Raw genomic sequence first — 21847 nt, 5'->3', positions numbered from 1 at the left:
GCCCTTTCTGTCAAAGCGGCACATGCCTGCTCAGCAATGCTCTCAGAACCGCAGGCTTTACCGGCTTGGGCAGGTATTCAAGGCCTGCGGCATGCACCTCGGCAATCATCTCAGGGCGGCCATCGGCACTGATCACCACGCCGGGCACTGGTTCGCCCAATTGTGCCCGCAGCCAGCCCATCAGTTCTGTACCGACCTCGCCGTCATCCAGGTGGTAGTCAACCAATATCAGTTGCGGGCGCACGCCCTCGTTAAGCAGTGCCGCGCACTCTTCGCGGTTGCGTGCGGTCCAGACACGGCAGCCCCATCGAGTAAGCAGGCTCTGCATGCCGATCAGGATGCTGTCTTCATTATCGATACACAGCACCTGGGCGCCTGTCAGAGGTTGGCCATTCTGCTCGACGACGACGGGCTGCGGTGAGGCCTGGCTCTTTGCCATCGGCACGCGGACGCTGAACACGCTGCCAAAACCGGGCCATGAGCGCACTTGCAGGGTGTGGCCGAGCACCTGGCACAAGCCGTCGGCAATCGCCAGGCCCAGGCCCAGGCCTTTTTCGGCACGGGTCTGGTGGCTGTCGAGGCGTTTGAACTCTTCAAAAATGACCTGCAGTTTGTCTGCCGGGATGCCCGGTCCTCGGTCCCACACCTCAAGGCACAGTTCGCCGCCGCGTCGCCGTACGCCCAGCAACACAGGGCCTTTGGCGTAGCGAAAGGCGTTTGTCAGGAAGTTCTGCAAGATGCGGCGCAGTAACTTGATGTCGCTGTTGATCCGTACACGGCTGCCGCGAACTCTGAAGTTCAAGCCCTGTTCCTGTGCCTGGGCGGTGAACTCATTGCCCAGGGTTTCAAACAGATCGTTAATGGCGAAAGGCTTGATGTCGGGGGTGATCTTGCCGTTTTCCAGGCGCGAAATGTCCAGCAGGTCGCTGATCAGGTCTTCTGCGGAGCGCAATGAACTGTCCAGATGCTGCACCAGCTTCTGGGCATCCGCGCTCAAGCCATCTTCCTGATGAGAGAGGGCGGCCGAGAACAGTCGTGCGGCGTTCATCGGCTGCATCAGGTCATGGCTGACGGCAGCCAGGAACCGGGTTTTGGACTGGCTGGCAGTTTCGGCCACGCCTTTGGCTTCGGTCAGCGCCTGATTCAACTGCGACAGTTCAAATGTTCGCTCGGCCACCCTTTGCTCCAGGCCCTCATTGGCCTCGGTCAAGGCCTGTTCGGCTTCGCGGAACGCGGTGATGTCGGTAAAACTCATCACGAAACCGCCGCCCGGCATGGGGTTGCCGATCAGTTCAATCACACGGCCATTGGGAAACAGGCGTTCAGACGTGTGCGCCCGACCCTGACGCATCCAGTGCAGGCGACGGGCCACATGAACTTCAGCTTCGCCGGGGCCGCACAGGCCCCGTTCTGCATTGTGACGAATGATGTCTGCAATCGGGCGGCCTACGCTGATTAACCCGTCGGGGTAGTCGAACAGCTCAAGATAGCGGCGATTCCAGGCCACCAGTTTGAGTGACTGGTCGACTACGCTGATGCCCTGAGTAATGTTTTCAATCGCGCCCTGAAGCAGCGCGCGGTTGAACTGCAGCACTTCCGAAGCTTCATCGGCAATGCGTACCACGTCCTCCAGTTGCATTTCCCGGCCTTCAATGGCCGCTTTTACGACCGCGCGAGTAGATGACGCGCCAAGTACCCCGGCCAGAAGCCGTTCTGTGTGGGCGATCCACTCGCCGTTGGCGTTCTGGTTGGGGTTGAAGCCCTTGCCCTGACGGTACGCGAAGCGAATAAAGCTCTGGTGGGCGCGTTCTTCGCCGACAAAACGTGCCGCGAGGGCGAGCAGGTCGTTGACCTGTACCGAGAGCATGGAGCGGCCACTGGGGTGGCTGCTCAACTCCTGGCCGATAAAACGCCCGGCCTGCCAGTGCTCTGACACCCGGGTGCGCGACAGCACCGAGACCCAGGCGAACAGGGTGAAGTTGCCGGCCAGCGACAGCACCACGCCTTGGGTCAGCGGGGTGATGGACAGGCCCAGCGGGTTGCTGTGCAGCCACGCCAGCCCCGGGAAGTGGCTCAGATGCCAGCCAAAGCTATGGGCGATGATCGGCAGCACCAGGGTGTAAAACCAGATAAAGGTGCCTGTGGCCAGCCCGGCAAAAACCCCCCGGCGGTTGGCTTGCTTCCAGTACAGGGCGCCGAGCATGGCCGGGGCCAGTTGAGTGACGGCAGCGAAAGCGATCTGGCCAATGGTGGCAAGGCTGGCGGTCGAACCCAGCAAGCGGTAGCTGACATAGGCCAGCAGTAAAATCACCACAATCGATACGCGCCGGACCGAGAGCATCCAGTGGCGGAACACTTCGAACGGGCGCTCGGCGTTTTTGTGTCGCAGTAGCCACGGCAGGAGCATGTCGTTGGAGACCATGGTCGACAGCGCGACACTGGCAACGATCACCATGCCGGTAGCAGCCGATGCCCCCCCAATAAATGCCAGCAATGCCAGTGCCGGGTGAGCCTGGGCCAGCGGCAGGCTGATCACGAACGAGTCGGGCAATACTGAGCTGGGCAGCAACATTTGCCCGGCCAGGGCAATCGGCACCACAAACAGGCCCGCGAGAATCAGGTAGGCCGGAAACACCCATTTGGCCAGTTGCAGGTCTTGGGGCTCGATGTTTTCAACCACCGTGACGTGGAACTGTCGGGGCAGGCAAATGATCGCCATCATGGCCACGCCGGTCTGGACCACCATCGAAGGCCAATTGATGGTTTCCTTCCAGTACTGCTCAAGTCGCGGCGCTAGCATCGCCTGGTTGAACAGGTCGTCGAAACCGTCATACAGGCCATAAGTCACAAAGGCGCCTACCGCGAGAAAGGCGAACAGTTTGACCAGCGACTCAAAGGCAATGGCCAGCACCATGCCCCGGTGGTGTTCTGTGGCGTCGAGGTTGCGCGTGCCAAACAAGATAGTGAACAGCGCCAGCACCAGCGTCACGATCAGTGCCGTGTCCTCGACCCGGGAGCCGGTGGCGTCGGCGCCAGCCCCGATCAGCAGGTTAACCCCGAGCACAATACCTTTGAGTTGCAGGGCGATATAAGGCAGCACTCCCACCAGGCAGATCAGTGCCACCACAATCGCCAGCGACTGGGATTTGCCGTAGCGGGCGGCGATAAAGTCGGCAATGGAAGTGATGTTCTCCTGCTTGCTGATCATCACCATCTTTTGCAGTACCCAGGGCGCGCATACCAGTAGCAGCACAGGTCCCAGGTAAATCGGCAAGAACGCCCAGAGCTGCTCGGCAGCCTGACCAACGGCGCCGAAGAAGGTCCAACTGGTGCAGTACACGGCCAGCGACAGGCTATACACCCACGCGCGAACCCGCGGCGGCAGCGGTTTGCTGCGCCGGTCACCATAAAAGGCAATGGCGAACATGATGGCCATATAGGCGAGGGCGACGGCGGCGATAAGCCCGCTGGACAACGACATGAACACTCCTGAACGTGTAAGACCCGAGCAATCCGGCTGCGGGAAGCTAGTCTCGCATGATGTTCGGAGCGCGTCAGTGTCGACCATGGTCTGAGCGTGGTCAGGTGTCGCAGAGGTTGAGATGGTGCAGAAAAGCTATATATAGGAAAAACAGATAACAGTTAGAGAAATTACCAGTTATATAGATATTCGATTTGGTTCTACTCTAGTCCTACCTCACTTGAGGAACAGGAGGAACCCATGACTTGCCCTAACAAAGCCAATGCCGGTTTTCGGCCATTCAGCCACTTGCAGCACCCTCGCGAAGTGATCCGCCAGTTCACTCCGAACTGGTTTGCCGCGACCATGGGTACGGGGGTGTTGGCGTTGGCCCTGGCCCAGTTGCCGGTTCATATCCCTGGCCTGCGTGCCTTTGCCGAGGGGCTATGGCTGTTCAATATCGGTTTGTTCATCCTGTTCAGCGTGCTGTATGGCGCGCGCTGGATGCTTTACTTCGACGAGGCGCGACGTATTTTCGGGCACTCCACGGTGTCGATGTTCTTCGGCACCATCCCTATGGGCCTGGCGACCATCATTAACGGCTTTCTGGTGTTCGGCGTGCCGCGCTGGGGCAGCGAGATGGTGCAGGTGGCCGAGGTGCTGTGGTGGATTGATGTGGCCATGGCTCTGGGCTGCGGCGTGCTGATCCCTTATCTGATGTTTACCCGCCAGGATCACAGCATCGACCAGATGACCGCTGTCTGGCTGTTGCCGGTAGTCGCAGCAGAGGTCGCGGCGGCCAGTGGCGGGCTGTTGGCGCCCTATCTGACGGATACCGCAGCGCAGTTCCATGTGCTGATTACCAGCTATGTGCTGTGGGCATTTTCGGTACCAGTAGCGTTCAGTATTTTGACCATTTTGATCCTGCGCATGGCGCTGCATAAGTTGCCCCACGAGAGCATGGCGGCTTCCAGCTGGCTGGCCTTGGGGCCCATTGGCACGGGCGCCCTGGGCCTGTTGCTGCTGGGGGCCGATGCTCCGGCGATTTTTGCCGCCCATGGCCTGGCGCGGATCGGTGAAATTGCGGAAGGTCTGGGGCTGATCTCCGGGGTTATTTTGTGGGGCGTTGGCTTGTGGTGGATCGTTATCGCGGCGCTGATCACGATTCGTTACTTCCGCTCGGGTATCCCGTTCAATCTGGGGTGGTGGGGCTTTACCTTCCCGCTGGGCGTGTACTCGCTGGCCACCTTGCGCCTGGGCAGCATGTTGCAGCTGACCTTCTTAGATGTGGCCGGTTGTGTGCTGGTGGTGGCGCTGGCGCTGATGTGGCTGCTGGTAGGGACTCGCACGGTGCAAGGCGCTTATCGTGGTGAGCTATTTGTGTCGCCGTGTATTGCAGGCTTGAAGAAGTGAGACTTGTGCTCGGGTTCTGTGGGGAAACGCTGAAAAAGGTGTAGCCGCAAACAGAACCCGAGCAAGGTTGTGTCCTGAGTGTTACAACGGCCCTCCAAAGAGAAAGCCTATCAGCGCAACGTGAGTACATGGACGATGAGCCACCCCTCGCAATTCAGTTTGCTAAGCAAGCGCCGCTTCCTGCCTTTCTTCGTGACCCAGTCCCTGGGCGCTCTCAATGACAACCTGTTCAAGCAATCCCTGATTCTGGCCATCCTTTATAAGTTGAACATCGAGGGTGATCGGGGAATTTGGGTCAACCTCTGTGCGCTGCTCTTCATCGTGCCGTTTTTTCTGTTCTCGGCGCTGGCTGGTCAGTTCGGTGAAAAATACCCCAAGGACCGCCTGATTCGTCTGATCAAGTTGGGTGAGATTGCGATCATGATCGTCGCGGCCATAGGGTTTGCCTTCGATCATCTGGTCCTGATGTTGATTGCCTTGTTTGCAATGGGCACACATTCGGCACTGTTCGGGCCGGTGAAGTATTCGATCCTGCCGCAAACCCTGCGTGAAGAAGAGTTGGTCGGGGGGAATGGCCTGGTCGAGATGGGCACTTTTCTGTCGATTCTGGCGGGGACCATAGGGGCCGGGATCATGCTGTCGTCGAGCAATTACACCGTGGTTGTTTCAGGGGTGATCATTGCCGTGGCGGTGCTGGGCTATGTGGCCAGCCGTGGTATTCCGGCCGCGCCGGCGGATACACCACAACTGCGGCTGAACTGGAATATCTTCAGCGAATCATGGGCGACGTTGCGCATGGGGCTAAATCAGACCCCAGCCGTGTCGCGTTCTGTAGTGGGGAACTCGTGGTTCTGGTTTGTCGGTGCGATTTACCTGACGCAGATCCCGGCCTATGCTAAAGACTGGCTGTATGGCGACGAGACCGTGGTGACGTTGATCCTCACGGTATTCTCGGTGGGCATCGCTCTGGGATCGCTGCTGTGCGAGAAACTGTCGGGGCGCAAGGTCGAGATTGGTCTGGTGCCCTTCGGCTCATTTGGCCTGACAGTCTTCGGTCTGCTGCTGTGGTGGCATTCGGGGCAGATGCCGCAAAACATTCAGGCCAACGATTGGCTGGGGGTGCTGGGGTTCAGCCAGGCCTGGTGGGTGCTGTTCGATATTCTCGGGCTGGGGGTGTTTGGTGGTTTCTATATAGTGCCGCTGTACGCACTGATTCAGTCGCGTACCTCGGAAAGTGAGCGGGCGCGGGTCATTGCCGCCAACAACATTCTCAATGCGCTGTTTATGGTGGTGTCGGCGCTCGTCACCATCCTGTTGCTCAGTGTGGCCAAGCTGACGATTCCCGAGTTGTTTCTCGTGGTGTCGTTGATGAATATCGCGGTCAACACTTACATTTTCAAAATCGTTCCTGAATTCAGCATGCGTTTCATGATCTGGCTGTTGAGCCATTCCATGTACCGCGTGCAGCACAAACATCTGGAACTGATCCCCGATGAGGGGGCGGCATTGTTGGTCTGCAACCATGTGTCATTTGTAGATGCCTTGCTGATAGGCGGGGCGGTACGTCGTCCAATTCGCTTTGTGATGTATTACAAAATCTACAATCTGCCGGTGCTCAACTTTATCTTCCGCACTGCAGGCACGATTCCCATTGCCGGGCGTGCTGAAGACGAAGCTATTTATGAGAAGGCGTTCGACAAGATTGCCCAGTATCTGAACGATGGCGAACTGGTGTGCATCTTCCCGGAGGGCAAACTCACCACGGATGGGCAGATCAATGAATTCAAGGCGGGAGTGAGGCACATTCTGGAGCGCACGCCGGTGCCGGTGATTCCGATGGCGTTGCAGGGGTTGTGGGGCAGCTTTTTCAGTCGCGACCCGAACAAGGGTTTTTTCCATCGACTGTGGTCGCGGGTAACGCTGGTTGCCGGTACACCGATAGCGCCTGGTGACGCCACGCAAAAACTGTTGCGTGAACGGGTGATGGCGTTGCGCGGGGCGGTCAAATAGGGAACGCAAATGTGGGAGCGGGCTTGCTCGCGATGCAGGCGCTGCGGTTCTTCATTAAAACCGCGTCGATCGCCATCGCGAGCAAGTCCGCTCCCACCGTTTATTGTGTTATGCGCTGATTTTTAGACCTACCAGGCCAGCAATGATCAGTGCAACACTGGCCAGTCGGAACAGCGCCATCGATTCACCAAACAGGATGATTCCTGCGATGACCGTACCGACTGCGCCGACACCCGTCCAGATTGCGTAGGCAGTGCCCAGTGGCAGTTCTTTCATGGCCAGGCCCAGCAAGCCAAGGCTGATAATCATGGCGCCGACGGTCAGGGTTGTAGGTAGCGGGCGGGTAAAGCCTTCGGTGTATTTCAGGCCGACGGCCCAGCCAACTTCAAACAGGCCGGCGAAAAACAGAATGATCCAGGACATGGTTATCTCCATCAACTGACGGGGTCGTCCCCAGAATAATCACTCGATGAGTCGCGAGGTCGTCCTCGCAGTGCGCAGTATATTGCACATGATTATTCCGTCAGGCAACCCCGAAATTTCACTCAGTTGCAGCCTTGGCTGCTGCCAGGCGATCTTCTTTCTCGCTCATGCGACGGAAATACGTCGACAGCAACGCCCCCGAAATGTTGTGCCATACACTGAACAGCGCGCTGGGTACGGCCGCCAGCGGTGAGAAGTGTGCGCTGGCCAGTGCCGCGCCCAGCCCGGAGTTCTGCATACCGACTTCCAGGGCCAGAGATTTACGCTGGGCCAGCGGCAGCTTGAACAGACGACCGGTAAAGTAGCCGAGCAAATAGCCGAAGCTGTTATGCAGCATGACCACGGCCATGATCAGCAATCCTGACTTGGCGATCTGAGCCTGACTGGCCGCTACGACGGCGGCGACGATGATCACAATGCTGACCACCGAGACCAGGGGCAGTACGTCGACGGCAAAGCGCACCCGTGCGCCGAGCAGGCGTTGGGCCAGTACCCCCAGCACGATGGGTAACAGCACAACTTGCAGGATCGACCAGAACAACTCCATAAATGAAACCGGCAACCAGGCGGAAGCCAGCAACCAGATGAGCGCCGGGGTCAGCAATGGTGCGAGGAGGGTGGTCACGGCGGCAATCGCAACAGACAGTGCAAGATCGCCGCGTGCCAGCCAGGTCATGACGTTGGACGATGTGCCGCTTGGGCAGCAGCCGACCAGAATCACGCCAACGGCGATTTCGGGTGGCAAGTGGAACACTTGGCAGAGCAACCACGCCACGCCGGGCATGATCACGAAATGAGCGACCACGCCCAGTGCCACGCGCCACGGATGGCGGGCGACTTCGGCGAAGTCTTCGAGTTTGAGTGTCAGCCCCATACCGAACATCACGACACCCAACAGGGGCACGATGTAGCCTTTAAGGCCGACAAACCAGGCAGGTTCAAGAAACGCCAGCACGGCGAAAATCAGCACCCAGTAAGCAAAGGTATTACCGACAAAGCGGCTTAAAGCAGCAAGTGCGCGCATGGTGGTCCTTTTTATAGTTGTGTTGAACCTGTAGTCGCTGCCGCAGGCTGCGATGGTTGCGAAGCGACACCCCGCTTCCATTTATAGAAAGCGAAGGTCCTTCGGCCCTTTTCGCAGCCTTCGGCAGCTGCTACGGGAGGAGAGCTATTAGATCCCTTGTGGAATCTCTTCGCCGCCCAATGCTTCGAACAGCTGCGGCAAGAACTCGCCGAAGGTCAGCATCATCAGGGTGAAGCTGGCGTCCTGCTGGCCCAGGTCGTCGTCACCGCCGTCCTGTTCAGCCTGGTCTTGCAGCAAGTCTTCGAACTTGAGGCGTTTGACCACCAGTTTGTCGTCCAGCACGAACGACAGTTTGTCCTGCCACGCCAGCGACAGTTGGGTAACCACTTTACCGGTGCTCAAGTGCAGCTGGATTTCGTCGCTGGTCAGGTCCTGACGCTTGCAGCGAATGATGCCGCCGTCTTCATGGGTATCGCGCAGCTCGCATTCGTCGAGGACGAAGAAGTTGTCGGCGGCTTTTTGGGTCTTGACCCATTCGGTCATGACGGCGCTAGGTGCGATTTTGACTGCGAGAGGGCGAACGGGCAGCGAGCCGATCACTTCACGCAAGGTAGACAGCAGGTCTTCGGCGCGTTTTGGGCTTGAAGCATTGACCAGGATCAGGCCCTGCTTGGGAGCGATGGCGGCAAAGGTCGCCGAGCGGCGAATAAAGGCACGCGGCAGAAAAGCCTGGATAATTTCATCCTTGAGCTGATCGCGCTCCTTCTTGTAGACCTTGCGCATTTGCTCGGCTTCGATCTCTTCGACCTTCTCCTTCAAAGCATCACGTACAACGCTGCTTGGCAGGATACGTTCTTCTTTACGGGCGGCGATCAGCAGGAAGTCCTGGCTGACGTGAACCAGTGGCGCGTCTTCGCCTTTGCCGAACGGGGCAACGAAACCGTAGGTGGCTACTTCCTGGCTTGAACACGGGCGGGCCAATTTGGTGGCCAGTGCAGTTTCCAGCACCTGCGCATCAAAAGGCAGATCTTGGGTCAGGCGATAGATAAGCAGGTTTTTGAACCACATGGGGTGAATCACTCCTTTATACAAAGACGCATTATTCGCTTGATAGCCTTAATAGGCCAACCCTGCGCTAAGCCTTTGTCACCGTTAGAAAAATTATTTTAAAAAGTGCTTGCCAGACTATAGGTCGCTACGTAGAATGCGCGCCACACCGAGAGTGAAAGGGTGATTAGCTCAGCTGGGAGAGCATCTGCCTTACAAGCAGAGGGTCGGCGGTTCGATCCCGTCATCACCCACCATTCGCTCACAGTGTTACGCGCAGCGGTAGTTCAGTCGGTTAGAATACCGGCCTGTCACGCCGGGGGTCGCGGGTTCGAGTCCCGTCCGCTGCGCCATTTTTTGTACCACAAGCCCCTTGAACGCTTGTGGTTGGGCAAGCTCGCTGAATGCAGGCTTTCCTGAAAGGCTTCGATTTTGCAGTTCGCTGCAAAATCAAAGATGCAGGGCGTTGGAAACGGAAGTTTTTACCGGGTTTTGAAAAAAACTTGAATAAAAACAACCACTTACACAAAAAGTGTGAGAGAATGCGCCCCGCAACGAAAGTGAAGTAAAGGGTGATTAGCTCAGCTGGGAGAGCATCTGCCTTACAAGCAGAGGGTCGGCGGTTCGATCCCGTCATCACCCACCACTTACTTTCAATGTTACGCGCAGCGGTAGTTCAGTCGGTTAGAATACCGGCCTGTCACGCCGGGGGTCGCGGGTTCGAGTCCCGTCCGCTGCGCCATATTTTGAACACAAGCCCCTTGAACGCTTGTGATCAGCAAGAAGCCTGCCTAGTGCAGGCTTTTTTGTGCGCGTGTGTTTTTGTTGACGGTCAAAAACCCGTAGCAGCAGCCTCGTTCCTTCGGCAGTTGCTACGGTAACGCTTTTATCGTCTAGAAATCCCAGCGCGTTGTCACCATGACGTTGCGCGGGTCTCCGTAGTACGACGAGTTGTAAAAACCGATGTTGGTGTAATACGCCTTGTCGAACACGTTGTTGAGGTTGACGGTAGCCGAGAGGTTTTTTGAAATCTGATAGCGCGCCATCAAATCAACCAGCCAGTACGGATCCTGGGAGAATTTTTCCTCGACGCCGCCTTTGTTCCAGTTGGTCAGCACCTGCCAGCCCGTGCTTTGCCACCGAACGCCGCCGCCCAGGGTCAATTTGTCGAGATCACCGGTCAGCTTGTAGCTGGTATACAGGTTGATCTGGTCCTCAGGCTCCCATGTCGAAACCTTTTTCCCGCTCTGGTCACGCACCACCTTGTGTGTGTAGCCCGCCTGCAACTGCCAACCCGGCATCAGCTCCCCGGAGATTTCTGCTTCGTAACCCTTGGTCGTGGCTTTGATGCCTTTATAGGCGTAGTCAATGTCCGGGTTGGTTGGATTGCCGTTGTAGGCCGTATCTGCTTCAGGGCGGTTGTCCTGATGCACTTCGAAATACGCGAGGCTTGAGTTCAGGCGACCATCAAAGAATTCGCCTTTCAGCCCCAGCTCGTAGTTGGTGCCTTCATCGGGTTCAAGCATCTTGTTGTCGCGATTGCGGTAGTACGACTGTGGCAAGAAGATTTCTGTATAGCTGGTGTAGGCAGAAATAGTGTCGTTGATGTCGTAGATCAAGGCGGCATATGGGAGCACTTTGCCAGTGTCTTTGGCGTGGCTGGTACCAGTCAGTGTGTAGTTGGCCACTCGGGTGCCCAGCATCAGCTTCAAGTCGTCTGTCAGGCTGAAGCGGCCGGTCATGTAGGTGCCGACCTGGCGCGTGGTTTCATCATTGTATGAAGTCACGTTGCGCCAGTCCGGTTCCGGCGCGTCGCCTTTCCAGTTGTAGTAGTCGTAGGCGTTGTTGCCCATGTTGGCATTGGTGTAATCCTTGCCGGTCCAATGGGATCTGGATACCGAGCCGCCGACCACCAGTTCGTGCTCGCGCCCCAGCAGGCTGAAAGGGCCGGTGGCAAAAAGGTCGCCGCTGTCGCTGACGTATTCGCCGGTGTACTTGCGTGCAAGGATCGGCGCCAGGCCGGTGGTGGCGTCCGGGTCGAGCAGTGCGCCCAGTGGAGCGTTATAGCCGTTGATCTGGTGGTTGTACTGCCCTTTGACGACCCAGCCATTGTCGAAATTGTGTTCCAGGGTCGAGAACACGGTTCGGGTGTACTGCTTCCAGCTGCTCCACTTGGTACCGTTGTTGAACGAACGTGGGGTGCTGATGCGATCTCCGTTGGAGTTGAACAGCGATGCGCTGCCCGACCAGCTGGAGCCTTTTGGGTTGTTGTCCTGATAGTCGGCGCCAAGTGTCAGCAGGGTGTCAGGGCTCAGATCTACCTCAAGAATCCCGTAGTAGACCTCGCTGTCGCGCTTGTAATGGTCCATGAACGAGTGTTTGTCCTGATAGGCCGCCACAGCCCGGCCACGGACATTGCCGCTCTCGGTCAAAGGGCCGCTGACATCGATCTCGGAGCGGTAGTTGTTCCAGGAGCCAGCGCCTACGTCGATGTGTGCCTTGAATTCCCGGGTGGGTTTTTTACGCACCATATTGATCGTGCCGCCCGGCCCGCCAGCGCCGGTGAGCAGTCCGGTTGCCCCCTTGAGGATCTCGACCCGGTCATAGATCGCGGTGTCGGTCAGTGTGTGCCCGGCAGAATATTGCGGGTCTTGCAGAATAGGGATGCCATCGTATTGAAAGTTCTTGATCGCAAAGCCGCGGGAGTAATAGCTGGTGCGATCACTGTCGTAGGTGGCCACGGTGATGCCGGGGGTGTGGCGCATCACATCATCGATCGAGTTGAGGCCAAAGTCGTCCATTGCCTGGCGCGTCACTACGGAAATCGACTGCGGTGTTTCTCGCGGTGTCAGCACCATGCGTGTTGCGGTGGCGATGGAGCCTGGGGTGTAGGAACCGGAACCTTCGGTAATAGTGCCCAGCTGATTGGCGCTGACCTGTGTGGCGCCCAACTCCAGCGAGCCGCCTGCAGCCGGTAGAGCGTCGAGCATATAGCCATTGGCGCTTTTAACCGCGGTGTAGCCGCTGCCACGCAACAATGCTTCGAATCCGCTTTGTTCGTTGTAGGCGCCATGCAGGCCGGGAGTCGACAGGCCTTCCAGGTTGCTTGACTGAAAAATGATTGCCACACCGGCCTGTTGCGCGAAGCGATTGAGCGCGTTGCTCAGCGGGCCGGCTGGAATGTCATAGGTTTGCACGGCCGCCGATTGTGCCTGAGCGGTCGAGGTGCAGAGCACTCCGGTCGCCGAGGCGACAATCAAGTGAATTGCCAGGGCCAGCGGCGTGCAGGTACGCGGGCCAAAGCGCCCGCGCAGGTTGGAGGAAGTCAGCATGGAAAGCGCAGTCCTTTATGAGTCGTTGTACCTACCTTGACGGCTGACTCGGGAAAAGCGGAACGAATGGGAATTATTATTTTTTAGGCGGCTGCAGCTGGCTGATCACAATGAGCCACGGGGTGTAGTTCTTTATCTGCAGGGGCAGGGTTTCGGCGATCAGTTGCAGTGCCTGATCGGTATCGTCCAGAGGCAGCACTGCCGAAACGCGCAAGCTGGCCAGGGCCTCGCGATCAAACTGGAGATGGCCCCGTCGATGCCGGGAAATTTCGTCAAGAACCTGGGGCAGGGGCTGGTTTTCAACCACCAGTTGATGGCGCTCCCAGGCTTGATTGATGCTCGCGGCAGAGACCGTTCCCGAGAGCTCGACCGAGTCGCTGCGAATCAATGCCCGGGAACCAGCACCCACTTCCAGAGTTTGCTGCTCGTTTGCGCTCTGCGCCGCGACTCTCGACTGCAACATGCTCAAGACGGTGGTATCACCCTGGCGTTTGACCACGAAGCGGGTGCCCAGTGCGCGCATGCTGCCTTGAGCCGTCTGTACGAAAAAGGGGCGGGCGCTGTCGTGCGCAACGTCGACCAGTACTTCACCCTGCAGCAATTCAATACGCCGCTCTTGACCATCGAAATGCACGTTGACCGCGCTGGTGCCGTTGAGGGTAAGGGTCGAGTTGTCGGCAAGGCGCTGGGTCTTCCAGTCGTTGGGGCCGGTGCTGATATCGGCCATCCATTGTTCGGGATAAGGGCTTTTCATGACCAGCGTGACGGGGACTGCCAGGCAGCCGGCAATCAGCAGTGCGCGCAGGACCTGCTTGCGTTGGGTTGCAGGTTTGCGCCGATTGAACCCTGCGTTGAGGGCCGCTTTTGCCGGAGCCGAGTGTTCGCGCAAGGACTGCAGGCGGTTGATCACATCCTGCATGCGCAGGGCGGCGCCAGCGTGTTTCGGGCTTTGTTGCTTCCAGCGCTCGAACTCCAGGCGCAGTGATTCACTGAAGCCTTCTTCGTGCAGGCGCAAAATCCATTCGGCGGCTTGCTCGTCTATTGTCTGGCGCGGCTCTGGCATGGCGGTTTCAGGTATCCAGGCTGTGACTGCAGTGCAGCAGGGCCTGGATCAGATACTTGCGCACCGTACGATCAGATAACCCCAGTTGTCGGGCAATCTCACACTGGGTCAGGCCGTCCAGGTAATACAGCACAAACGCCTGGCGCGCCTTGTCCTGCATGCCCTCAAGGATAAACGCTATCTGCTCGAGGGCTTCCAGGGTGGCAAGGATCTGCTCGGGTGATTGAAAGTTCTCGAGTGTTTCTGTCGTGAGGGCCAGCTCCTGGAGGTAGGCGTTCTCTATTTGTTTGCGGCGCACCTGATCGATGATCAGTCGGCGTGCCGTAGTGCTCAAGAAGGCGCGGGGCTCACGCAGAGTCGCCACCGACTCGCGGGCATTGAGAATTCGGGTGAAGGTGTCCTGTGCCAGATCCGCCGCATTGTGTGCGCAACCAAGCTTTCTGCGCAGCCAGCCAAACAGCCAGCCGTGATGTTCGCAGTACAGCTCAGTAATAGTTGCCTGGTAAGGGGGTTCACCCGAAGACATAGGACTTTGCCCAAACGTTATTGAGAATAATTACCAATTCTTAACGAAAGTCTGGGGTAAACGCAAGGTGGACGGCAGAAGATGTAGTCGCTGCCGCAGGCGGCGAGCTTTTGACTCAATCACCCAATCAAAAGCTCGCCGCCTTCGGCAGCGACTACGGGAAACGGATCAATTCTTGGCGATCAGATTGCCGGCATGCAGCCCGCATTCTTTCTGCGTGGCTTCTTCCCACCACCAGCGGCCTTCGCGCTCGTGCTGGTTGGGCAGGACCGGACGGGTGCAGGGCTCGCAGCCGATGCTGATAAAACCGCGCTCATGCAGGCTGTTGTACGGCAGTTCCAGCATGCGGATATAGCCCCAGACCTCTTCGCTGGTCATCTGTGCCAGCGGGTTGAACTTGTACAGGGTGCGTTCCGGCGTCGAGAACGCGCCGTCGATTTCCAGTGCTGCGACCTGGCTGCGAGTGCCCGGGCTCTGGTCGCGGCGCTGGCCGGTCGCCCAGGCTTTGACTGTCGACAGTTTGCGGCGCAGCGGCTCGATTTTGCGCACGCCACAGCATTCGCCATGCCCGTCCTTATAGAAGCTGAACAGGCCTTTTTCCTTCACGAACGGTTCAAGCCTGGTTTGATCCGGCGAGATCAGCTCGATCTGAATCTTGTAGTGATCGCGCACTTGCTCGATGAACCGGTAGGTCTCGGGGTGCAGGCGGCCGGTGTCGAGGCTGAAAACCTTGACGTTCTTGTTGAGTTTCCAGGCCATGTCCACCAGCACCACGTCTTCGGCGCCACTGAAGGAAATCCAGAGGTCGTCGCCAAAGTGTTCGAAGGCGAGTTTGAGTATGTCTTGCGGGGACTTGCTGGCGTATGTCGCGGCGAGTTCAGCGACGTCGAACGGATGGCTCATCAGGCGGCTTCCTACAGTAAATGGCGCTTGGCGCTCTCTAGTGACGCGATCTTAGCAAAAAGCGCGGGCTACAGGGTTCGCAGCGTATCGAGCAGTACCTTCACTTTGGTGATGGATTCCTGGTACTCGTCCTGCCAGTCGGAGTCGGCAACGATTCCGCCGCCGCCCCAGCAGCTGACCCGTCCGTCCTTGATCAGCAGGCTGCGGATTGCGATGGAGCTGTCCATTTCTCCGCGCACATCAAGGTACAGCAGTGAGCCGCAGTAAATGCTGCGGCGCGTGGGTTCCAGTTCATCGATGATTTGCATCGCGCGGATCTTCGGGGCCCCGGTAATCGAGCCGCCCGGGAAGCTGTCGCCGATCAGGTCCAGGGCGTCTTTGCCGTCAGCCAGCTCGCCGATGACGCTGCTCACCAGGTGGTGGACATTGGGATAGCTTTCGAGGGTAAACAGCTGCGGCACGCTCACTGAACCGGTACGGCACGTGCGCCCCAGGTCATTGCGCAACAGGTCGACGATCATCAGGTTTTCTGCTCGATCCTTGGGACTGGCGAGCAGTTCGGCGGCGTTCGCAGCATCTTCGGCGCTGTCTTTGCCCCGTGGGCGGGTGCCTTTGATCGGGCGCGTTTCCACATGATTGTGGCTGACACGCACAAAGCGTTCGGGGGACAGGCTCAAAATGGCGTTGCCGTCAGGCAGGCTCGCAAACCCGGAAAAAGGCGTCGGGCAGGCAGCGCGCAAAGCGCAATAGGCGGTCCAGGCATCGCCTTCGCACTGGGCGCTGAAACGTTGGGTGTAATTGACCTGGTAACAGTCGCCGGCCTGAATGTAGCGATGGATTCGGGCCAGGGCCTGCTCGTACTGGCTGGCGCTGATGTCAGGCTGCATCGGTGTTTTGAGCGAAAACGGGCCGTTGTGTAACGCTGCGGGCTGAGAGAACAGCTGGATCAGATGCTCACGCTCCAGCGGCTCGCAGCCTGGGTGAAACACCAGTTGGCTGGTGGATGCCTGATGGTCGCTGATCAGTGCCCAGGTATACAGGCCCAGTCGCGCATCTGGCAGGTTCAGGTCGTCAAGGGCGTGGGCGGGCAGCTGTTCGAGCTGTCGGCCAAAGTCGTAGCTCAAGTAGCCGATCAACCCGCCGGCAAAGGGCAGGTCGTATTCGGGCGGGAGTGTGGCATTGCCCATTTGTGTGAGGTTGTCACGCAGGCGCTGTAAGAAAGCGCGCCCTGATTCGCCGGGTTGCAGGGACAGTTCTGCCTGTGGCCGGGCACTCATCAGGTCGTAGCGTCCGCGGTCTGCGGTGGGGCGGCCACTGTCGAGCAGTACGGCGCCAGGCGCATGACGAATCACCGCGAAATAGTCAGCGGGATTGGCGAGATAGGGCAGCGGGTGTACAGAACAGGTCAACATGCGAAGCAAATCAGCCATCGGAGCGGGGTGCCGATTGTAGTCCTGTGCAGGACTGCAAATCTATGTGGCTTGTGGGAACTGTGGGAGCGGGCTTGTTCGCGATGGCGTCGATGCGGTCTGTCAGGCCAACCGAGTTGATAGCATCGCGAGCAAGTCCGCTCCCACAGGTTTTGAAACGCTTATTCGGGCTGGTGAATATGACCGAACAGTTCCTGGGCAAAGCGCACGCGCTCTTCCGGGGTTTCCTTGATGCCTTTGGCTGCCAGCTCTTCGAGGTGAGCCTCGACCGCATGGGTGCGCAGGGTCAGGCCACAGTCGTTGGCGATCTGGATATTCAGGCCCGGGCGGGCGTTGAGCTCCAGAATCAGCGGGCCTTTGTCCTGGTCAAGCACCATGTCGACACCAATGTATCCCAGGCCGCACAGCTCGTAACATCCGGCCGCCAGTTTCATGAAACCGTCCCAGTTGGGCAGTTGCACGCCATCCACCGCATTGGTGGTGTCGGGGTGTTTGCTGATGATGTTGTTCAGCCAGGTACCGCGCAGGGTCAGGCCAGTGGCCAGATCCACGCCCACACCGATGGCGCCCTGGTGCAGGTTGGCCTTGCCGCCCGATTGACGGGTCGGCAAACGCAGCATGGCCATCACCGGATAGCCCATCAGTACGATGATGCGGATATCCGGCACACCTTCGTAGCTGATGCTTTTGAAGATCTGGTCCGGCGTAACACGGTACTCGATCAGTGCCCGGTCACGGTGGCCGCCCAGGGAGTAGAGGCCGGTCAGGATGCTGGAGATCTGATGCTCGATTTCTTCATGGCTGATGATCTTGCCCGAGACCGTACGAAAACGGTCTTCGAAACGATCGGCGATCACCAGAATGCCATCACCGCCCGCACCTTGTGCAGGCTTGATCACGAAGTCGCTGCGATCACCGATGATTTCATCAAGCTTGTCGATTTCTTTCTCGGTGGAAATCACGCCGTACATTTCGGGCACGTGAATGCCCGCTTTGATGGCGCGTTCCTTGGTGATGATCTTGTCATCCACAATCGGGTACAGGCTGCGTTTGTTGTACTTGAGTACGTAGTCCGCATTGCGCCGATTGATGCCCATGATGCCCTTGGCTTCCAGGGCCTTCCAGGTCTTCCAGAAGCCGAACATCAGGAGTCAGCCTTCAAGAACGCTTTGAAACGCACCAGCTCGGTCAGGCGGTAGCCGCGATAGCGACCCATTGCCAGCATAAAGCCAACCATGATCAGCAGGACTGCCGGGAAGGTAAACACGAAGTAGACCAGTTCCGGGATGCTCATCACCAGGTACGCCAGCGTGGCGGCGAACAGTGTGCCGATTGCGACTTTCATCGCATGCCCGCCACCTCGTTCTTCCCATGTGATCGACAGGCGTTCGATGGTCATTGTCAGAATCACCATCGGGAACAGTGCCACGGAAAGTCCGCGCTCCAGGCCCAGCTTGTGGCTGAACAGGCTGATGGCTGCGATCAATATCACCACGAACGTCAGCACCACTGACAGGCGCGGCAGCATTTGCAGTTTCAAGTGTTCAAGGTAGGAGCGCAGCGTCAGCCCGAGTGCGGTGATCACTGTAAACAGGATGATCCCGAAGCCCAGCTGGGTTTCGCGGAAGGCCAGGGCGATCAGTACCGGGGTAAATGTACCCAGGGTTTGCAGGCCGATCAGGTTGCGCAGAATCAGGATCACCAGCACGCCAATCGGGATCATCACCATGATCATGAAGGTTTGCTGGGTCTGCAGCGGCAAGCCGTAGAGCGAGTACTCAAGGAAGTTGGCGTCGGTGTTTTCGTCTGTCAGCTTGGCCAGGCGAATGGCGTTCATTTCGCTGTTGTTCAGGCTGAAGGTGACGTTGGGTTTTTTACCGCCATCGACCGTGACCATCGGCTCGTCACCGATCCACCACAACAGGCGGTCATTCGGCAGGCCTTGCTCGCCGGTCTCGGGGTTGAAGTACAGCCAGTCGTTGCCGTTAAAGCTGCGCAGCCACAATTCCGGGTTTTGCGGCTGATCGGCCACCAGGCGGATGGTGTGGACCTTTTCCATCGGTACGTGGGCAATCGACAGCAGCAACTCGATGACCTGGGCCTTGTGTGCGGTCGACGGATCGCCAGCCAGCAGCAGCTTTACATTGTCATCATTGGGGTTGCTGACGCGTTTGATGGTCTCGCTGATAAAGGTTTCGACATCGGCAGAGTGCTGGCGGATCGGTGCGAGCAATGCTTCGGCAGCGATTTTTTCCGGGCCTTCCACGGCAATGCTGTCGCGGAATACCGGCCCTTTGATCTTGGTCTTGTCGCCCGAGTAGCGCTTGGTCAGCACCAGGCGATAGTAGAGGGTCTGCTTGCCACTGACCCGGCGTGCGGACCAGGTAACTTTGCGGTTGCCATCAACCCGGTTGACGCTCACCCCGTAGTTGTTGGAGATGAAACTCTCGTTGAGGCTGACGTAGTCGCGGTTCAGCGGCGGTACGAACATCTGGATCTTGACCGGGTCCTTGGAGCTGGCAACGAATTCGACCTTGGCGTCGATGTTCCAGAGGTCATCCGTAGCATCCTCGGTCACAGGTATGCCGAGGGCAAAAATCTGGTAGGCCGTAATCGAAATGCCCAGCACCACAAGGATGGTGATCAAGATTTTCAGGTGAAGGGTAAGAGCGCGCATTTCAATTACTCTGCGGTTTGAGCGTTAGCGGCGCAGGCAGGTTTGCCAGCAGCATATTTAAGACTTGGGTCAACCAGCGCATCAAAGCGTTTCAACGCTTCGGAGCCGATCAGCAGCGGGTATTGGAACGCACTTCTATCGGTCAAGTTCACTTCGATGGTGCGTAAAGCCTTGCCCATGCAGATTTCCAGGGAAATGACCGGGCGTGAGGTGTAGTTCTTGTCGGCCTGCGGGTCGTAGTCGCCAGAGCGGCGCTTGATCTTGCTGACCCGGGCCAGCGGGCGTTCGATGGGGTGCGAGTGAGCATCATCGATGGCCAGGTAAAAGCGTACCCAGCTCTCTCCGTCACGCTTGAAACGCTTGATGTCCCGTGCGCTGAGAGACGCGGTCTTGGCGCCGGTGTCGAGTTTGGCAGCCACCTGCAAGTTGATGCCTGCGAGTTCGGCGTATTCATTGAGGCCGTACACTGTTTTTTCGGCGCCAAGGCTCAAGCCCGGTACGCACAGCAGGCAAGTGAGGATGTAGATGGTGGGAAATTTCATAAATCGGGGCACGTCTCTTGCAATCTTCAGTTCAAGGCACTGGCAGTACAGAGCAAGTTTCCTCGTGCGGCTGCCCGGTGGATGGGGGCAGGGCTGATGCGGTCGGCATTCTAACATGATGGTTTTATGGCGCCAGCGCCGGGGTGCTTTGAACCGGGGGCAAGTCCTGTCGATTAAACCAAGGTCGTATTAGGCGATTGTCGACAATATCTATTTATTCTTTGACTCTTTGCGGCTAAATGGCTAATTTTGGCGCTATTGATTTTCAAGGTGTCGACAATATGCTGCAAGCACTGGAACCTGTCCCGATCACCCAAGACGACTCGGAAACCCTCTCCGAGAACGTGTTCCGGCGTATTCAGGCAGCTATTGTCAAAGGCGAGATCGCCCCGGGCAGCAAGATCTCCGAGCCTGAACTGGCGCGCACCTACGGCATCAGCCGTGGGCCATTACGTGAAGCCATTCATCGTCTTGAAGGCCAGCGTTTGCTGGTGCGCATACCCCATGTAGGTGCGCGGGTCGTGTCGCTGAGCCACGCCGAGCTGATCGAACTCTACGAAATTCGCGAGTCCCTTGAAGGCATGGCCTGTCGTCTGGCCGCCGAGCGCATGAGCGATGAAGACATCGCCGACTTGCGCCGGGTGCTCGAAACCCACGAGCGCGATGAAGCGTTTCAGGCGGGTGTCGGCTACTACCAGCAGGAAGGCGACTTCGATTTTCATTACAAGATCATTCAGGGCAGCGGCAACCGCACCCTGACGCAAATGCTCTGCGGCGAGTTGTATCAATTGGTGCGCATGTACCGCATCCAGTTTTCAACGACGCCCAATCGCCCGCATCAGGCGTTTGCCGAGCATCACCGCATTCTCGATGCCATTGCCGATCGCGACGGCGAACTGGCCGAGTTGTTGATGCGCCGACATATCGGCGCCTCGAAACGCAATATTGCGCGTCACTACCAAGACGACGCCCAGCAGACAGCCACTCCACGAGGTGAGTCATGAGCAATAAGAACAGTCCAGGCCAGCGTTTCCGTGATGCAGTCGCCAGCGAACATCCCTTGCAAGTGGTAGGCGCAATCAACGCCAACCATGCGTTGCTGGCCAAGCGTGCCGGCTTCAAGGCGATCTACCTGTCGGGTGGCGGCGTCGCTGCCGGGTCCTTGGGCGTACCGGATCTGGGTATTACCGGCCTGGACGATGTATTGACAGATGTTCGCCGCATTACCGATGTATGCGACCTGCCGCTGCTGGTGGATGTGGACACCGGTTTCGGCTCCTCATTCTTCAACGTGTCGCGCACCGTGAAGTCGATGATCAAGTTTGGCGCGGCGGCGATTCATATCGAAGACCAGGTTGGCGCCAAGCGTTGCGGCCATCGCCCAAACAAGGAAATCGTCTCGCTGCAAGAGATGGTCGACCGTATCAAGGCCGCCGTCGATGCCCGCACCGATGACAGCTTTGTGATCATGGCGCGTACCGATGCACTGGCCGTTGAAGGTCTGGAGTCTGCCCTGGAGCGTGCAGCGGCCTGCGTTGAAGCGGGCGCGGACATGGTGTTCCCCGAAGCCATCACCGAACTGGACATGTACAAGCTGTTCGCCAACCGGGTGAAGGCGCCTATTCTGGCCAACATCACCGAGTTCGGCGCGACACCGCTGTACACCACAGAGCAGCTGGCTGGCGCTGATGTCTCGCTGGTGCTGTACCCGCTGTCGGCATTCCGGGCGATGAACAAGGCGGCAGAAAACGTCTACACCGCCATCCGCCGCGACGGTACCCAGCAAAACGTGATCGACACCATGCAAACCCGCATGGAGCTATACGACGCCATCAACTATCACGAGTTCGAACAGAAGCTCGATGCGTTGTTTGCCTCAAAGAAATAACAAGACGCTGTGATCCTGTGGGAGCGGGCGGGTCAGCGCAATGATTCAG

16 protein-coding genes and 4 tRNA genes are annotated in these 21847 nt (G+C 58.1%); 8 read left to right on the top strand and 12 right to left on the bottom strand.

Going from position 1 to position 21847, the window contains the following annotated elements:
• Window positions 1-10: 10 nt before the first annotated feature.
• Complete coding sequence (locus KO536_RS00215) at window positions 11-3481, bottom strand: PAS domain-containing hybrid sensor histidine kinase/response regulator (RefSeq protein ID WP_219260708.1); 3471 nt, start codon at window positions 3479-3481, stop codon at window positions 11-13.
• Window positions 3482-3721: 240 nt separating this feature from the next.
• On the opposite strand from KO536_RS00215, the gene KO536_RS00210 reads away from it, so the two are divergent.
• Window positions 3722-4873 (top strand): TDT family transporter, encoded by a 1152-nt coding sequence (locus KO536_RS00210; RefSeq protein ID WP_219260706.1) that lies wholly within the window; start codon window positions 3722-3724, stop codon window positions 4871-4873.
• 135 nt (window positions 4874-5008) lie between these two features.
• Window positions 5009-6883, top strand: coding sequence for an MFS transporter (locus tag KO536_RS00205; protein ID WP_133075724.1), 1875 nt, complete (start codon window positions 5009-5011; stop codon window positions 6881-6883).
• Between the two features lie 108 nt (window positions 6884-6991).
• On the opposite strand, the gene sugE is transcribed toward KO536_RS00205, so the two are convergent.
• The 3 genes from sugE to rdgC all read right to left on the bottom strand — a co-directional run bounded on the left by sugE (window position 6992) and on the right by rdgC (window position 9458).
• Complete coding sequence (gene sugE, locus KO536_RS00200) at window positions 6992-7306, bottom strand: quaternary ammonium compound efflux SMR transporter SugE (RefSeq protein ID WP_133075723.1); 315 nt, start codon at window positions 7304-7306, stop codon at window positions 6992-6994.
• Window positions 7307-7424: 118 nt separating this feature from the next.
• Window positions 7425-8390 carry a bile acid:sodium symporter family protein gene (locus KO536_RS00195; protein ID WP_133075722.1) on the bottom strand — a complete coding sequence of 322 codons (966 nt, stop codon included), beginning with the start codon at window positions 8388-8390 and terminating at the stop codon, window positions 7425-7427.
• Window positions 8391-8537: 147 nt separating this feature from the next.
• Entirely contained in the window at window positions 8538-9458 is a 921-nt protein-coding gene (gene rdgC, locus KO536_RS00190; RefSeq protein WP_095037579.1) for a recombination-associated protein RdgC, read from the bottom strand.
• Between the two features lie 160 nt (window positions 9459-9618).
• Between rdgC and KO536_RS00185 the strand changes: the two genes are divergently transcribed.
• The 4 genes from KO536_RS00185 (at window position 9619) to KO536_RS00170 (ending at window position 10179) form a co-directional block, all read left to right on the top strand.
• Window positions 9619-9694 (top strand) — tRNA-Val (locus KO536_RS00185).
• A gap of 19 nt (window positions 9695-9713) precedes the next feature.
• Window positions 9714-9790 (top strand) — tRNA-Asp (locus KO536_RS00180).
• Window positions 9791-10007: 217 nt separating this feature from the next.
• Window positions 10008-10083 (top strand) — tRNA-Val (locus KO536_RS00175).
• A 19-nt stretch (window positions 10084-10102) separates the two neighbouring features.
• A tRNA-Asp gene (locus KO536_RS00170) sits at window positions 10103-10179 on the top strand.
• A gap of 151 nt (window positions 10180-10330) precedes the next feature.
• On the opposite strand, the gene KO536_RS00165 is transcribed toward KO536_RS00170, so the two are convergent.
• The 8 genes from KO536_RS00165 to KO536_RS00130 all read right to left on the bottom strand — a co-directional run bounded on the left by KO536_RS00165 (window position 10331) and on the right by KO536_RS00130 (window position 19910).
• The gene (locus KO536_RS00165; protein WP_219260704.1) at window positions 10331-12769 is read right to left on the bottom strand and encodes a TonB-dependent siderophore receptor; all 2439 of its coding nucleotides are present in this window, start codon (window positions 12767-12769) and stop codon (window positions 10331-10333) included.
• A gap of 76 nt (window positions 12770-12845) precedes the next feature.
• Complete coding sequence (locus tag KO536_RS00160; RefSeq protein ID WP_133075720.1) at window positions 12846-13832, bottom strand: FecR family protein; 987 nt, start codon at window positions 13830-13832, stop codon at window positions 12846-12848.
• A gap of 7 nt (window positions 13833-13839) precedes the next feature.
• Window positions 13840-14358, bottom strand: a complete 519-nt coding sequence (locus KO536_RS00155) for a sigma-70 family RNA polymerase sigma factor (protein WP_219260703.1) — start codon at window positions 14356-14358, stop codon at window positions 13840-13842.
• A gap of 168 nt (window positions 14359-14526) precedes the next feature.
• A complete protein-coding gene (locus KO536_RS00150; RefSeq protein WP_133075718.1) occupies window positions 14527-15261 on the bottom strand; it encodes a phosphoadenylyl-sulfate reductase in 735 nt (244 codons plus the stop codon).
• 68 nt (window positions 15262-15329) lie between these two features.
• Entirely contained in the window at window positions 15330-16673 is a 1344-nt protein-coding gene (gene pabB, locus KO536_RS00145; protein ID WP_219260702.1) for an aminodeoxychorismate synthase component I, read from the bottom strand.
• Between the two features lie 179 nt (window positions 16674-16852).
• On the bottom strand, window positions 16853-17836 hold the full coding sequence (locus tag KO536_RS00140; RefSeq protein ID WP_133075716.1) for an alpha-L-glutamate ligase-like protein: 984 nt from the start codon (window positions 17834-17836) through the stop codon (window positions 16853-16855).
• Window positions 17836-19368 (bottom strand): inactive transglutaminase family protein, encoded by a 1533-nt coding sequence (locus KO536_RS00135; protein WP_133075715.1) that lies wholly within the window; start codon window positions 19366-19368, stop codon window positions 17836-17838. Before KO536_RS00135 ends, KO536_RS00140 begins: the two co-directional genes overlap by 1 nt.
• Window positions 19369-19373: 5 nt before the next feature.
• Window positions 19374-19910: an ATP-dependent zinc protease gene (locus KO536_RS00130; protein ID WP_219260700.1), complete on the bottom strand. Its 537-nt coding sequence runs from the start codon at window positions 19908-19910 to the stop codon at window positions 19374-19376.
• Between the two features lie 281 nt (window positions 19911-20191).
• Here KO536_RS00130 and KO536_RS00125 point away from each other — a divergent pair, with 281 nt between their 5' ends.
• Window positions 20192-20914, top strand: a complete 723-nt coding sequence (locus KO536_RS00125) for a GntR family transcriptional regulator (protein ID WP_133075713.1) — start codon at window positions 20192-20194, stop codon at window positions 20912-20914.
• Entirely contained in the window at window positions 20911-21798 is an 888-nt protein-coding gene (prpB, locus tag KO536_RS00120) for a methylisocitrate lyase (RefSeq protein ID WP_133075712.1), read from the top strand. Before KO536_RS00125 ends, prpB begins: the two co-directional genes overlap by 4 nt.
• Window positions 21799-21847: the final 49 nt, after the last annotated feature.

Origin of the sequence: Pseudomonas sp. NKUCC02_KPG, assembly GCF_019345465.1 — a bacterium.
Taxonomy (GTDB): Bacteria; Pseudomonadota; Gammaproteobacteria; order Pseudomonadales; family Pseudomonadaceae; genus Aquipseudomonas.
This window is presented reverse-complemented; position numbering and strand designations above follow the sequence as displayed.

Coding starts and splice junctions, on each gene's coding strand:
- KO536_RS00215 (WP_219260708.1), bottom strand. CDS start 3,481: ATGTCGTTGTCCAGCGGGCTTATCGCCGCCGTCGCCCTCGCCTATATG.
- KO536_RS00210 (WP_219260706.1), top strand. CDS start 3,722: ATGACTTGCCCTAACAAAGCCAATGCCGGTTTTCGGCCATTCAGCCAC.
- KO536_RS00205 (WP_133075724.1), top strand. CDS start 5,009: ATGAGCCACCCCTCGCAATTCAGTTTGCTAAGCAAGCGCCGCTTCCTG.
- sugE (WP_133075723.1), bottom strand. CDS start 7,306: ATGTCCTGGATCATTCTGTTTTTCGCCGGCCTGTTTGAAGTTGGCTGG.
- KO536_RS00195 (WP_133075722.1), bottom strand. CDS start 8,390: ATGCGCGCACTTGCTGCTTTAAGCCGCTTTGTCGGTAATACCTTTGCT.
- rdgC (WP_095037579.1), bottom strand. CDS start 9,458: ATGTGGTTCAAAAACCTGCTTATCTATCGCCTGACCCAAGATCTGCCT.
- KO536_RS00165 (WP_219260704.1), bottom strand. CDS start 12,769: ATGCTGACTTCCTCCAACCTGCGCGGGCGCTTTGGCCCGCGTACCTGC.
- KO536_RS00160 (WP_133075720.1), bottom strand. CDS start 13,832: ATGCCAGAGCCGCGCCAGACAATAGACGAGCAAGCCGCCGAATGGATT.
- KO536_RS00155 (WP_219260703.1), bottom strand. CDS start 14,358: ATGTCTTCGGGTGAACCCCCTTACCAGGCAACTATTACTGAGCTGTAC.
- KO536_RS00150 (WP_133075718.1), bottom strand. CDS start 15,261: ATGAGCCATCCGTTCGACGTCGCTGAACTCGCCGCGACATACGCCAGC.
- pabB (WP_219260702.1), bottom strand. CDS start 16,673: ATGTTGACCTGTTCTGTACACCCGCTGCCCTATCTCGCCAATCCCGCT.
- KO536_RS00140 (WP_133075716.1), bottom strand. CDS start 17,836: ATGTTCGGCTTCTGGAAGACCTGGAAGGCCCTGGAAGCCAAGGGCATC.
- KO536_RS00135 (WP_133075715.1), bottom strand. CDS start 19,368: ATGCGCGCTCTTACCCTTCACCTGAAAATCTTGATCACCATCCTTGTG.
- KO536_RS00130 (WP_219260700.1), bottom strand. CDS start 19,910: ATGAAATTTCCCACCATCTACATCCTCACTTGCCTGCTGTGCGTACCG.
- KO536_RS00125 (WP_133075713.1), top strand. CDS start 20,192: ATGCTGCAAGCACTGGAACCTGTCCCGATCACCCAAGACGACTCGGAA.
- prpB (WP_133075712.1), top strand. CDS start 20,911: ATGAGCAATAAGAACAGTCCAGGCCAGCGTTTCCGTGATGCAGTCGCC.